Here is a 13,737-nt window from a genome sequence, read left to right as displayed (position 1 = left end):
GGTACGTTAGTTAATGAGTTACTATAAAACGAGTGTTTTGACACCCATATCATACTTATTAGACATTTTTAAATTAATCTGATATACTTTACATGAGTTCTCGCAATGAGAATACTACACATATCTCTATGGGATACAGAAATGCGTACTACGTTTATTGATGACGGAAAATAATCACTCTCTCCTATTTGATTGAAATCCAGACAGGGAGGTATAACGAATGAAAGATTATGGAATTTATGAAAAAGTAAAACTAAACGGAATCGTTCCTGGACGATTGATTCGCCATACCCGGGCGGACAGTGCAATCATAAAAAGTCACTGGCATCCAGAGTTGGAAATAAATACGGTTTTTGAAGGCTCTTCCCGCTTCTTTATAAATGGAAGAATTGAAGATGTAACGCCTTCACATGTTGTTGTGATAAACAGCAGAGAAGTCCATTCGTCTATCCCTTTTTTTCCACAGGGCGGGATCTGCGTTACAGGGGTTACGATACAAATCAGCTACGATTTTCTAAAAAAAGTGATTCCAGATTATGATAACTGTTACTTTATTCTTAACAATATGGCAGAACGGAAGATACAGTTACTTCTTGAAGAAATGAATAAGAAATGTAAAACACAAGATGCAGCATATATGAATATTTATGCAATCAAACAAATTTGTGAAATTGTGTATATTCTTGCAACAGAATGTTGTATGAAACGGGAAAAGTTCGAAGCGACAAGTTCGGAAAGTTTTCAGCGTTTTGAACATGTTCTTAATTATGTTCATGAAAACTACAGCAGCAATCTCAAGACCAGTGAAGTAGCAGAACGTTTTTTCTTCTCCAAAGAATATTTTTGCCGTTTATTCAAAAAAAATACAGGTATGACATTTAATCAGTATGTGACACAGTGCAGGGTTATTCATGCAGAACAATTGCTTAAGGACACAAACACACGGATCTCTGAAATCGCTCAGGAGGTGGGCTTTTCGGATGAGGGAAGTTTTATCGCTCAGTTTAAAAAATATTATTCGAAAACCCCTGGAAATTATAGAAAAATGATAACAAAAAATCCATTTTATGATTAGGGGGTCAAAAGATACACCCGTGCGAACCTTGAAAATTTCATACAAAACAACAAATTTATGTCAGGAAATGGTATAATGATCTCAGATTATTTGTGAGGTGATCCTATGTCTTTTGCTAAGAATGAATAATTTCTTATTCACAGAAGAAGGGACCAGGGTTATCAGCTGTCCTGCCGGAAATGCCCCGAAAAGCTGCAGCTATATCAAGCAGACAGGGCAATGCCGGTCAGAGGACTTTTAGCCACAAAGCTTCGGTTCGGAATTAAACTTGCAGCATTGAATTTTAAGAAACTGTCAGCATATCTGGACAGTCTGGATCAGTGCGCCTTACTTTCAGCAAACAGCTAAAAAAGTAACAAAGAATCTGAATGTATGTTAATGGAAAACACTACTAATATGAAATATTTGTTGTCTTATATGAAATTTTCAAGGTACGTTAGTTAATGAGTTACTATAAAACGAGTGTTTTGACACCCATATCATTTATAAAAATGACTGGTCAATATTACTAAATTCAAAGGTTAATTTTCCTATATCTTACAATATACTATCTATGATATCTTTCAGATAAGTAAAAGCGCGCGTAAAAAACTTAAAATAATCTTGGAGGATTATCACAATGAGAGATAAGAATAATGGAGAGATTGCAAAATCTCAAATGTTTGGATACGCACTTTTTGGCTGTGGAGCTAATTGTCTGGGTGGTATTCTTGGTTCTTTTTAACACTGTATCTGACCGACAATCTGCTGTTGTCCATGTCGTTTATTGCTTTTATGATGTCTGCCGGACGTATTATCAACGCAGTGACAGAATTTTCAAGCGGTTTTATCATTGACCAGACACACACTTTGTCTCTGTGTAAATATGACGCTCAAGCTGCAAATAATGGCATTGCACAATCTTCTGTCACCCTGTTTGCTGAAAGATGCGGATATGCAGTCGTTCCTTTGGTCTGTAGCATTTTGTTAGTTTTGATTAGTAACTTTATGAATCCAGATGAAGAAGTTATAAAATTGAGAAATACCCAATAAAGGAGAGAATTCTAATGACACAATTATTCAATAAATTTTATATTCCTGAAGATGTAGGCATTTCCTCTGTAGCTATTGCCCAGTTTCTGAAAGAATGTGATGAAATAAATTATAAATTGCGGACTCTTCATATTGTTCGCCATGATAAAGCGATAGCAGAAGTTTCCAAATATCCGTTTTGTGCACTTGATAAAAGATTGGTATATTCCGTAAGCAAAACATTTACATCCACGGCTATAGGGATTGCGGTAAAAGAAGGTTTGTTGCGGGTAGATGATTTCCTTCTTGATTATTTTCCGGAATGTCGAGATTTGGACATGGATGATGCAGCCCGTACCATAAAAATTTGCCATCTTTTGACTATGAGTACGGGTCATGGCGTGGATACAGTGGGAGATATGTGCAATGGCATAAGACCCTGGCCGGAAATCTTTTTTACCAGAAAAATGGTATATGAGCCAGGAACTCATTTTGTCTATAATTCCGGAGGAACTTATATGCTGTCAGAACTTATCAGCCGTGTGACTGGCATGTGCCTGAAAGATTGGTTACAGACGCATCTATTTGATCCTCTGGAGATTACAGATGTCAGTTGGGATAAACATGGAGATGTTAACACTGGAGCATGGGGGCTTTTGATTGCTCCACGTGATCTCACAAAACTGGGACTTTTGTACTTACATAAAGGTGTTTACAATGGCATACGCATTCTCACGGAAGAATGGGTTACGGAGGCATCATACCCCCACATTTCCACAAACGTGCAGGGATGTGCCGGATGGGGCCGCCACTATGGATATCAAATTTGGGAGAACAGTCCGGGGAGCTATCGTGCTGATGGAGCATTTGGCCAGTATTGCATGGTATTTCCGAAAATGGATATGGTTATTACAACTACTGCTGAAGAAACGGATGGAAGCAGAATTTTCCCTCTGATTGAAAAGTATATCCTTAATAACATAACTGAGCAGCCGAAACCTCGTGATGCATGGTGTTACCAATACATGAAAAACGTAATGAACCAGTGGGAAACTCCCGTTGTATATTCGCCGAGTGCTTCTTATCTAATGCATATGCTTCAGGGAAAAGAATTTGATTTACGCAGTCGTACATCAGATGAAAAACATACTCTTCGCTTTGAAATTGGCAACAGCCGTATGGAGTTTGTAATCGATGAAATACAGACTATTCACAGTTCCTGTACTGTTGATTTGTTTGGAGAAACCACATATGCAATTGAAATTCCGTCAAATAGCCCACTTATTGGAGACGAACAGAGAAACCGTATTTGGAAATATGCTGCCCATCACAGTTGGGTAGACCAGAGTACCCTTATTTTGACTATATGCTGGCAGGAAACCGGGCATTCACAAACATGGAAATTCTATTTTCATGAAAATACCTTGACTTTGATTGTCACAGATAGTACTAAAGGAATGTTTGAATTGTCTGGTGCGGTGAGTGACCGGAATGTAAGATTTGCTGATATGATTTTTGATGGTGCTTTTAGATAGAAACACGTAAAAATACTCCGGGGATTTTTATTTTTCCCCGGAGTATTTCTGTCAATATCATCATCTCTTCCTTCAATAAACGCCAGGATATCATCCAGTGATCTGTCACTATGAGAATACGCTTCATAAAGAGTAGTTTTTATCTTTTCAGATTTTCCGTATTATCCTTCTTCTTTTCCGGTATACTTCTTCCATTTGACACTCCCCACAGCAAGGGGTTTTACGACGCATTGGATAAGCAGCAAGCTTTCGGATCACGCCATTATCCCTTACAGAATAATGGATTGCATCGATGTAGAGAATAGGATAGACCTCGTCCAGTGGCCGGTTTTGCCAGTCTTCAATCTATGGCAGGATCTTATCCGTCACATCAGAAATTTGAACGCAAAGCAAAAAATTCCCCCGCACCAGCTACTTCCGGTACAGGGGATTTGTCATACTTTATTTTGTTTTCTTCTTTAAAAATCCAATCGATGTCTTACAGATCAGTTTATCGAAAATCATAAACATGGCCGGCAGAATCAGGATAACAACGACCATACTGATGATCGCGCCCCGTGCAAGCAGAGTACAGATGGAACCGATCATCTCAACCTGAGAGTAGCAGGCCACACCGAAGGTTGCGGCAAAGAAGCTCAGACCACTGCTGATGATGGACGGCATACTGGTCTTATGGGCAATACTGATAGCTTCCTTCTTGTCTTTTCCATTCTGGCGCTCTTTCTGATAACGGGTTGTCATCAGGATCGCGTAGTCCACGGTTGCACCGAGCTGAATCGCTCCGATTACGATGCTGGCCACGAATGGAAGGCTGGTTCCCTGATAATACGGGATTGCCATATTCAGCATAATTGCAAACTCGATGACTGCTACCAGAATAATCGGCAGAGAAATCGATTTGAAGATCAGCAGAATGATGATAAAGATTGCACCAATGGAAAGCACGTTTACGTTGACAAGGTCAGCATCGGTAACATCCTGCAGGTCTTTCATCAACGGTGCTTCACCGATGACCATTCCATTTTTATCGTAGGATTTTACGATTTTGTCAATCGCTTTGACCTGTTCGTTTACTTCATCTGTTGCGGACTCATATTCAGAGCTCACAAATGCAAGCTCATACTCATCGCTCTGCAGCATGCTTCGGAGATTTTCCGGGATCATGGATTCCGGAATCGTCGGTCCAAGCAGGGAACTCATGCTGATGGTCGATTTGACACCTTTTACGTTGCCGATCTCCTCCATCATTTTCTTTTTCTGTTTGGAATCCATATCGCGGTCCATCATGACGATGTGCATGTTGCTGACGTTGAACTGCGCTTTTACTTCATCGTTTGCCACGTTACAGTCCAGGGTAGATGGAAGGGAACGTGCGATGTTGTAATAAATCTGGGTATGATTGTTTCCGTAGATCGACGGGAACAGCAGAACCAGGAAGATCACAACCCATACTTTATAATGTTTGGTGATAAAGGCGGACGGTTTATCCAGGCTTTTTACCAGCGGTTTGTGTCTCGTTTTCTCAATTGCCTTGTCAAATACCAGAACCATGGCCGGCAGGACGGTGACACAGCAGACAACGCCGATCAAAACACCTTTTGCCATAACGATACCAAGGTCGCGGCCAAGGGCAAAGGTCATAACACACAGTGCCAGGAAACCGGCTACGGTGGTAACGGAGCTTCCGGCTACGGATTTGAACGTGTTGGCGATTGCATGGCCCATCGCACGCTCTTTGTCATCCGGGAAACGCTTTTTATTCTCCTCGAAACTGTTCAGCAGGAAGATGGAGTAGTCCATCGTAACACCAAGCTGCAGCACGGCGGTCAGCGCTTTTGTGATGTAGGAAGTCTCACCAAGGAACACGTTGCTTCCCAGGTTGTAAAGGATTGCAAGTCCGATACTTAACAGGAACAGGATCGGAACAACGAAGGAAGTCGATGTCAGCTCGATGACAACGAGGCTCAAAACTGCGGCGATGACAACGTAAACCGGCAGCTCTTTTAATGCTACGTTTTTGATATCGGTAACAACACCGGTCATACCGCCGATGAAGCACTGCTCGTTCGCAATTTTACGAAGATCCTCGATTGCCTCCATGGAGTCATCGGAAGAAGTCGTATTATCGAACAGAACGAGCATCATGGTTGCATCCCCATTGTAGAATGCTTTCCGGAGTTTTTCCGGGATCATCTCAACCGGCACGCTGATGTCTGCCACATCGTCATACCATAAAACTTCTTTTACGTGGTTTACCTGCTCGAATTTTTCTTCGAGTTTCTGTACGTCCTTCATTTCCATGTTTTCCACGACAACCATGGAGAACGCACCCATGCCGTATTCATCTACCAGAATGTCCTGTCCTTTTACAGTTTCCAGATGCTCCGGCAGATAGCTGAGCAGATCATAGTTTACTTTCGTTGCTGCCATTCCGATGACTGACGGAATAATCAGCAGAAATCCAATGATCAGCATCAGAATCCTGTGCTTGGCAATCCATTTGCCAACTTTAACCATTTTCATTCATCTCCTCTGATTCATTTTTAACTTGTTTTTCTAGTACCACATCTTACAACTTAAATGACTATTAGTCAATATTTGAAATGGTGAAAAATGAATTTTGGTCATTTTTTGTTTACTTTTACAAAAAATAACGGAAATCGGAAATGGGAATCGTTGATTTTTCTGCGCATCAAAAAAGAGTGCCTGGCTCCTTCGTCCTGACACTCTTTTTTATGCATTTTTTTATTTCACTTCAACCAGCTCAATCTCAAAATTCAGCTCTTTTCCAGCCATCTCATGGTTGGCATCAAACGTGATATTGGTCTCGTCTTTTGCAGTAACTTTTACCGGGAACGGCTGGCCATACTGGTTCTGCAGATAAACCTGCTGTCCGATCTCTACTTCCTCTGCTCCCGGAAGCTGTGCGATCGCAACGGTGAAAATTGCGTTCGGATCCGGCATTCCGTAAGCCTCCTCCGGCATCAGATGGATGTTGACTTTTTCGCCGACTTCCATCTCTGCAACGGCTGCATCGAAGCCGCGGATCATCTGGCCCACACCGCAGATGAACTCGAGCGGTTCGCCGCGGTCGTAGGAAGAATCAAACTGGGTTCCATCGTTGAAGGTTCCTCTGTAGTGGGTACGGCAGGTTTTTCCGACATTCTTACCTTCCATAACCGGAGTCGGTGCACCGCATCCGCCGCCGCAGGTTCCGCAGGAACCGCCGCAGGAGCTCTCCTCTTCCTCATGGCTTCCGCAGTGGTCGCCGCAGGAATGGCCTTCCTCGTGATCGTGGTGATCGCAGGTTGCACCCGCAGATGTGAGCGTTCCGTTTAAGTAAGCTTCCACCGCTGCATCCACATCTCCCTCCGCTCCGGAGCAGAGCTCTACGCCTGCCTCAGCAAGAGCAGCCTGTGCACCGCCGCCGATGCCGCCGCAGATCAGAACATCCACGCCCTGCTCGGAAAGAAGGCCTGCCAGTGCGCCGTGGCCGGTTCCGTTGGATCCGATCACTTCGCTGGAAACCACCTGATTGTCTTCTACTTCGTAAACCTTAAAATTCTCTGTTTTTCCAAAATGCTGGAAAATATTCCCGTTATCGTATGTAACTGCAATTTTCATCTAACTAAATCCTCCGTAGTTTTTTCTTACGCCTCTTTTTCCTGCATAAAGGCTTCAATCTGGTCTGGATCACGCATCAGATTCTCGGAAAGAACCTCGCATCCGTCCTCTGTAATCAGGATATCATCCTCGATCCGGATTCCGATCTCCCACTCGTCAATATAAAGACCCGGCTCATCGGTGATGATAGCGCCTGGACGCAGCTTGTCGTTCCATGCCGCGGTCACATCGTGTACATCGATGCCGAGGTGATGGGAAACGCCGTGCATGTAATAGGTTCCGACCTCCTCTTTCTTCTCGATCAGGCCAAGTTTCACACAGCCCTCGCCGAGAACATCCTTTGCGATATCGTCGAGCTCTTTTAATGTCATACCCGGTTTTGCTGCTTTTGCAACGGCGCGGTTTGCTGCCAGAACAACGTCGTAAACCTGTCTCTGACGGTCCGTATATTTTCCGTTGACTGGATACGTTCTGGTGATATCTGCGCAGTAGCCCTGGAATTTTGCTCCGAGGTCCATCAGAAGCAGGGTCTCATCCTCGCACACGTCACGGTTGGTGTCGTAGTGCAGCATCGTTCCGTTTGCACCGCTTCCTGCGATCGTCGGGAATGCGGTTCCGTCTGCTCCCTCGTGGAAAATCTTGTACTCGAAATCAGCCTGTGCCTGATACTCGGTGCAGCCCGGTTTCAGGTTTTTCATTACAAATTTCAGCGCATCATCCGTGATTTTGATTGCCTGGCGGACAAGTGCGATCTCATCCGCATCCTTCTGCATACGCAGTGCCGCGATGACAGGCGCAATGTCTTTGATCGGTCTGCCCGGGAATTTCTTTGCAAACTCCTCTGCCTTTACCATGTTGTAGTCCGGCAGATCCTCGAACTGATAGCGGTAGCAGTCGAAATACAGTGTTCCGATGTCTTCGCGTGCCATCAGACGGTTTACCATACCCTCAAAGGAATCCAGGAAACGAACGTCGTCGATTCCGGTAATCTCCTGTGCCTCGGATACGGTTACTTTTCTTCCAAACCATCTCTCCTGGCTCGGATCCGCTTTCTCGATAAACAGAATGGATTTCTCCTCTTTTGCGGTCTTTTTCATCATCAGGATCATGTGATCTCTGCGAAGGCCGGTCAGATAGAAAAAGTTGCGGTTTGCTTCAAACGGCAGATATTCGTCTGCGCTGACATGCAGCTCGATTCCAGAAAACAAAAGCAGTGCGGAATCCTGGTCCATTTTATCAAAAACCTGTTTTCTTCTTTCTGTAAAGTTCATCTGTCTTTCCTCACTTTCTTTTAGAGCCTGCCAAGATCTGTTTTCGGCTCCTCTACTAAGATAACACGTTCGTGCTTTTTTTCCTACCTTTTTCCTGCTTTTCTGTAAAAATTCTTATTTTATTCCGCACTTTCCAGTCCTTTGACAACTTCCAACGCTTTTTCGAGCTGCACATCGCTCGTCGCGTCATCCGGCAGCTCCACCTCGACATCCGGCGTAATGCCGACCTTGTGGATGTCGTTTCCGAGCGGCGTGTAATAATGGGCAATCGTCAGTTTCACCACGCTGCCGTCCGAGAGCTGGAATGTATTCTGGACAATGCCTTTTCCGAATGTCGTCGTTCCGACAATCGTTCCGATGCCGTAATCTTTGACTGCTCCCGTGAAGATTTCTGCCGCACTTGCCGTATTTTCATTGACCAACACGACGAGTGGAATCGAAATCGGGGTATCGCCGTCGCAGGTATACTCTTCCCGTTTTCCATTTTTATCCTCGGTATACACGATGAGTCCCTCCGGCAGGATCTGGCGCAGGGTGTCACAGACTGCCGTCACGAGGCCGCCCGGATTGCCGCGCAGATCGATGATCAGGCGCTCCATGCCCTGATCCTGCAGTGACTGGTATGCTTTCTGGAACTGCTCGGAGGTAAGCCCTGTAAACTCGCTGATGGCCAGATAGCCGATCTTGTCGTCCAGCATTTTACCGTCTGCCACAATCGCCGCAAGCTTCTCTTTTTTGACTTCCGTTTCAATCAGATCCGCCTCGCCTTCCCGCTCGATGGAAAGCGTCACGGTATCGTTCTCGCTGTTTTTCAGAAGACCGACCGCATCGTTGAGGCTTAAGCCTTCGAGTGTCTGCCCGTCAATCTTTACAATGCGGTCATCCGCCTGAATACCGGCCTTCGCCGCCGGGGTATCGTCCTGTACGCCGGTGACCTGCAGCTTATCGCCGTCCAGCGTCACCGTAACACCGATACCCTGATAGTAGCCCTCCTGCGCTGTCTTGATCGCTTCGTATTCCTCTCTCGTGTAATACGTAGAATACTTGTCGCCGAGGCCGCTGATCATCCCTTTATACATCGCATCCGACAGCTCTGTGTCATCCACATCGCCCGCGTAAAGCTGGCTGATCATCGCTTTGATCGCCGCCGTCTTCCGCCACGACCAGAAGCCGCCGGGGTGGTCCGCACTGCTTCCCGGCCAAAGAAACGTTGTTCCGACAAGCACGATCATTACAAGCGCCAGCATGGAAATCATGCCCGCAAAGTAGCTCTTCCGCATCTCATTTTTTCGGTTTTTCTTTCTGTTTCTGCGCTTTTTCGGTTTTTCCTGCTCTGCCGCTTTTACGCCCTCTTTTTCTTCCTTCATCAGTTCTTCCAAAATATGCCTCCCAATCGAAAGATCCCGGAATCTTTTGACGGATTCCGGGACTTATTTTTACTTTATTATATTGTCTAATCCTATCAGACTTTCAAGTGTTTTCGAATCGTAAAGATACTGCCGACAAGTCCGATTCCCATACCGAGAATGAGTCCGACCGGAAGCAGAATCCGGAATACGGCCGATACCGGCATGAATGCCATAAAGTTCGACAGTACGCTGAACTCCGTCATAACGTAGCTGATGACTCTGTTGTATACAACGTACAGCAGCCCCAGCGGAATCGCTGCTCCGACGAGACCGATCAGGATACCCTCGATCAGGAACGGAGCCCTTACAAACAGGTTCGTCGCACCGATCAGCTTCATGATACCGATCTCCTCTTTCCGGACCGAAATACCGATCGTGACGGTATTGCTGATCAGGAAAACAGATACGGCAAGAAGAATCAGGATGATCGCGATGGAAACGTAGCCAATGACACGGTTCATCGTCGTCAACGTTGTTGTTGCACCCTCGGCCTGTTTAACCTCACGGACACCGTCCAGCGAGCGGATATACTCAGCCAGTGCATCCTGCGTCTCTACCTGGTATACGTAAACCTCGTAGTGAGCAGAAGTTGCGAGCGGGTTGTCGTTTGGCTTAAAGCCGTCCTTGTATTCCTCTTTTCCTTCGAAATACTGTTTTGCAAAGTTTTCCCACGTCTCATCCGCGGAAACATACTTACATTCCTTGACCACATCGGTCTTGGCCTTGATCTCCGTTCCGATCTCATCGATCGTCGCCTGATCCACATCTTCGTTGAAGAAGACGGTCATGGATACGTCTGTCTCGGCATTTTTTACGATATAGTTAAAGTTGATGACAACCGCAAAGAAGATACCGAACAGAAAGATACAGGCTCCCATGGTTGCGATGGATGCCAGCGAGAACATCTTGTTTCTCCAGATGTTTTTGACACCCTGTTTGATGCTGTAGCCCAGTGTACTAAACCTCATGGTACTCGCCCTCCTTCTCATCGCTGACTACCACGCCTTTTCGCATGGTAATAACGCGTTTTTTCATGGAGTTGACGATCTCACGGTTGTGGGTTACCACAAGAACGGTCGTTCCTCTGTTGTTGATTTCCTCCAGGAGCTTCATAATCTCCATGGAGTTTCCCGGGTCCAGGTTTCCGGTCGGCTCGTCCGCCAGAAGAATGTCAGGCCGGTTGACAATGGCTCTTGCCACGGCAACTCGCTGCTGCTCTCCTCCGGAAAGCTCCTTCGGGAAGGATTTGTACTTCTCTGCCAGTCCGACCAGCGTCAGGACTTCCGGCACGCGCTTTTTGATGACGCGGTTCGGTTTCTCGATGACACGCTGTGCGAATGCTACGTTTTCATAGACATTCCGGTCTTTTAAAAGGCGGAAATCCTGGAATACGACGCCGACACCGCGGCGGTATTTCGGCACTCTCCAGCGTTTCATTTTATTTAAGATCTGTCCGTTTACCTTAATGGTACCGGATGTGGGCTCGAGTTCTTTCAAAAGGAGCTTGATCAGCGTCGATTTTCCAGAACCGCTGTTTCCCACGATAAAGACGAATTCCCCCTTCTCGATGTGTAAGGATACGTTGTTGACGGCCGGCTGGCCTTTCGCGTAACTCTTACTTACACTATCCAATGTTATCATGCAATTCCTCCTTCAAGGGTTCTCGCTTAATAATCGAGCGTTTCCATGTATTTCATGTACTGCACAACCATAAGCGCAATCTTGAATGTGATCGCATCTTCAAAAACTCTAAGATCGAGTCCCGTGCTCTTCTGCAGCTTATCCAGCCGATAGACAAGGGTATTTCGGTGTATATAAAGCTGTCTCGAGGTTTCCGAGACATTCAGAGAATTTTCAAAGAATTTATTGATCGTTGTCAGTGTCTCCTCATCAAAGTCATCCGGCGATTTGTTGCCGAAAATTTCTTTGATGAACATTTTGCACAGTGGGATCGGAAGCTGGTAAATCAGACGGCCGATGCCCAGTGAGCTGTATGCATAGATATCATTCTCAGCGGAGAAAATTTTTCCGACGTCCATCGCCATTCTGGCTTCTTTATAGGAACGCGATACTTCTTTGATCTCCTTGACAATGGTACCGTAAGCAACGTGGGTTTTCCCCTCCTCATCTCTTCCTGCTGCTTCCAGAATGGTGGCTGCCACTTTGTTCATCTGGGCATAATCCTCACCTGGAGCAAGTTCTTTTACGATGATGATGTTTTTCTCATCAACTGCAGTTATAAAGTCACCGGATTTGGTACCGAGCAGACTCTTGACGCTCTCGAGCGCCCCGCTGTTTTTATCCGGATTTGTCTCAAGAATAAATACAAGGCGGCGTGCTTCCACTTCAATATGTAACTTCTTCGCCCTGTTGTAGATGTCGACCAGCAGCAGGTTGTCGAGCAGCAGATTCTTGATAAAGTTGTCTTTATCGAAGCGCTCCTTGTAGGCGGTAAGGAGGCCCTGAATCTGGAAGGTAACCATTTTCCCGATCAGGTGAATGTCATCGTTTCCGCCTTTTACAACCAGAATGTACTCCAGCTGGTGTTCATCGTATACTTTAAAAAACTGATAATTTTTCATGGTCTGGGAATCTGCCTGAGACTGCGCAAACGTTACAATATCATTCTGGCTGATCTCAACCTCCGGAAACGTCGTTACCAGAACTTTTCCTTCTACATCAGTCACGCAGAGTTCGACACGCGAAATATTTTTGATTCCCTCAATGGTACTCTGTAAAATCTGATTTGAAATCATATTTTCTTCCCTCTTTCATCCTATAGTTTGTCTCCGGCTGCACCCGCTTTCATTTCCAGGCATATCCACACCCCTATGGTTCTGCGCCTGATGCAAAGTACCTCACAGATATACTTATTTTAATACAAAATAGACAAAAAAGGAAGAGAAAACACAACATTTATACCACAAATTACGTAAAAAGGTCAGGAGAAATCCGTCTGGAAGCCCTCTCCTAAGACCTCTCTTGCATCCGACACAACGACAAACGCGTCCGGATCGATCGTTCCTACGATCTGTTTGAGCTGCGGGATCTGTTTTTTGCCCACAACACAGAATACCATCATACGCTCTTCGCCCGTGTACATTCCCTTGATGTGGATGCCGGACGCGCCGCGGTCGAGTTCTTTCATGAGCTCATCGGCTACCTGCTCCGGATGCGCGGCAATGATAAACGCGGATTTCGCATAATTCATACCTTCCATCAGGGCATCCGTCATTTTCGTCGTCACGTAGATTGCCACGATCGCATAGAGCGAAGCGTGGATACCGAAGACAAAAATACCGGCGATGACGATGATTCCATCAAGCACCTGCATAACCTGTGCAACGGAATAGTGGCGCAGCTTTCTCTGGATCAGAGCCGCCATCATATCCGTTCCGCCCGTCGTACCGTTTCCGATGAAGACGAGGCCGATGCCTGCTCCCATCAGAACGCCGCCGAACAGTGCGGAAAGCATCCTGTCATCCGGCACCAGCTGCAGCACCGGGAGAACGGCAATCCAGAACGTATTCATCAGGGTTCCGAAGATGGTTTTCACCAGAAAATCGCGGCTCATGCGGATTCCGAACAGAAAGAGCGGAATGTTCAGCACAAGGTTCGTCACCCAGAGCGGAACTCCTTTTCCGAACAGCATCTGGCTCAGTTGTTTGATGACGATTGCAAGACCGGAAAATCCTCCGGTAACAAGCCCCGCCGGGTCGTAAATCGAGCTGGTCGCAACCGCCATGACCGCGGTTCCCAGCGTAATCAGCAGATAATCTCTCCACTGCTGTTTGTTCCGTATCCAGTTCATG

The 13,737-nt window shown here is 45.8% G+C and carries 10 protein-coding genes and 1 pseudogene; 2 read left to right on the top strand and 9 right to left on the bottom strand.

Going from position 1 to position 13,737, the window contains the following annotated elements:
* Positions 1-220: 220 nt before the first annotated feature.
* Together DXB83_RS05340 and DXB83_RS05335 are read left to right on the top strand one after the other, a co-directional pair.
* Positions 221-1,075 carry an AraC family transcriptional regulator gene (locus DXB83_RS05340; RefSeq protein ID WP_117510987.1) on the top strand — a complete coding sequence of 285 codons (855 nt, stop codon included), beginning with the start codon at positions 221-223 and terminating at the stop codon, positions 1,073-1,075.
* 1,046 nt (positions 1,076-2,121) lie between these two features.
* Positions 2,122-3,621, top strand: coding sequence for a serine hydrolase domain-containing protein (locus tag DXB83_RS05335; RefSeq protein WP_118660048.1), 1,500 nt, complete (start codon positions 2,122-2,124; stop codon positions 3,619-3,621).
* 234 nt (positions 3,622-3,855) lie between these two features.
* Here the strand turns inward: DXB83_RS05335 and DXB83_RS05330 are convergent.
* The 9 genes and pseudogenes from DXB83_RS05330 to DXB83_RS05290 all read right to left on the bottom strand — a co-directional run.
* A pseudogene (locus tag DXB83_RS05330) lies at positions 3,856-3,999 on the bottom strand (transposase); the annotation flags it as partial.
* 63 nt (positions 4,000-4,062) lie between these two features.
* Positions 4,063-6,138, bottom strand: coding sequence for an efflux RND transporter permease subunit (locus DXB83_RS05325; RefSeq protein ID WP_117804618.1), 2,076 nt, complete (start codon positions 6,136-6,138; stop codon positions 4,063-4,065).
* A 228-nt stretch (positions 6,139-6,366) separates the two neighbouring features.
* Complete coding sequence (locus tag DXB83_RS05320) at positions 6,367-7,245, bottom strand: NifB/NifX family molybdenum-iron cluster-binding protein (RefSeq protein ID WP_117804619.1); 879 nt, start codon at positions 7,243-7,245, stop codon at positions 6,367-6,369.
* A gap of 26 nt (positions 7,246-7,271) precedes the next feature.
* Entirely contained in the window at positions 7,272-8,516 is a 1,245-nt protein-coding gene (locus DXB83_RS05315; RefSeq protein WP_118666737.1) for an aminopeptidase P N-terminal domain-containing protein, read from the bottom strand.
* 119 nt (positions 8,517-8,635) lie between these two features.
* A complete protein-coding gene (locus DXB83_RS05310) occupies positions 8,636-9,895 on the bottom strand; it encodes a S41 family peptidase (RefSeq protein ID WP_243106412.1) in 1,260 nt (419 codons plus the stop codon).
* A gap of 83 nt (positions 9,896-9,978) precedes the next feature.
* Positions 9,979-10,893 (bottom strand): permease-like cell division protein FtsX, encoded by a 915-nt coding sequence (ftsX, locus tag DXB83_RS05305; protein WP_022461639.1) that lies wholly within the window; start codon positions 10,891-10,893, stop codon positions 9,979-9,981.
* Entirely contained in the window at positions 10,883-11,566 is a 684-nt protein-coding gene (gene ftsE, locus DXB83_RS05300; protein WP_022461638.1) for a cell division ATP-binding protein FtsE, read from the bottom strand. The genes ftsX and ftsE overlap by 11 nt, the downstream gene beginning before the upstream one ends.
* A 26-nt stretch (positions 11,567-11,592) precedes the next feature.
* The gene (locus DXB83_RS05295) at positions 11,593-12,681 is read right to left on the bottom strand and encodes a PucR family transcriptional regulator (protein ID WP_117510479.1); all 1,089 of its coding nucleotides are present in this window, start codon (positions 12,679-12,681) and stop codon (positions 11,593-11,595) included.
* Between the two features lie 185 nt (positions 12,682-12,866).
* The gene (locus DXB83_RS05290; protein WP_118697336.1) at positions 12,867-13,736 is read right to left on the bottom strand and encodes a YitT family protein; all 870 of its coding nucleotides are present in this window, start codon (positions 13,734-13,736) and stop codon (positions 12,867-12,869) included.
* Between the last annotated feature and the right edge of the window lies 1 nt (position 13,737).

It is taken from the genome of Blautia sp. OM06-15AC (assembly GCF_003481425.1).
GTDB classification, from domain to species: domain Bacteria; phylum Bacillota; class Clostridia; order Lachnospirales; family Lachnospiraceae; genus Fusicatenibacter; species Fusicatenibacter saccharivorans.
This window is presented reverse-complemented; position numbering and strand designations above follow the sequence as displayed.

Excerpts from the sequence above, each read along its gene's own strand:
- DXB83_RS05340 (WP_117510987.1), top strand. The coding sequence starts at position 221 with ATGAAAGATTATGGAATTTATGAAAAAGTAAAACTAAACGGAATCGTT.
- DXB83_RS05335 (WP_118660048.1), top strand. The coding sequence starts at position 2,122 with ATGACACAATTATTCAATAAATTTTATATTCCTGAAGATGTAGGCATT.
- DXB83_RS05325 (WP_117804618.1), bottom strand. The coding sequence starts at position 6,138 with ATGGTTAAAGTTGGCAAATGGATTGCCAAGCACAGGATTCTGATGCTG.
- DXB83_RS05320 (WP_117804619.1), bottom strand. The coding sequence starts at position 7,245 with ATGAAAATTGCAGTTACATACGATAACGGGAATATTTTCCAGCATTTT.
- DXB83_RS05315 (WP_118666737.1), bottom strand. The coding sequence starts at position 8,516 with ATGAACTTTACAGAAAGAAGAAAACAGGTTTTTGATAAAATGGACCAG.
- ftsX (WP_022461639.1), bottom strand. The coding sequence starts at position 10,893 with ATGAGGTTTAGTACACTGGGCTACAGCATCAAACAGGGTGTCAAAAAC.
- ftsE (WP_022461638.1), bottom strand. The coding sequence starts at position 11,566 with ATGATAACATTGGATAGTGTAAGTAAGAGTTACGCGAAAGGCCAGCCG.
- DXB83_RS05295 (WP_117510479.1), bottom strand. The coding sequence starts at position 12,681 with ATGATTTCAAATCAGATTTTACAGAGTACCATTGAGGGAATCAAAAAT.
- DXB83_RS05290 (WP_118697336.1), bottom strand. The coding sequence starts at position 13,736 with ATGAACTGGATACGGAACAAACAGCAGTGGAGAGATTATCTGCTGATT.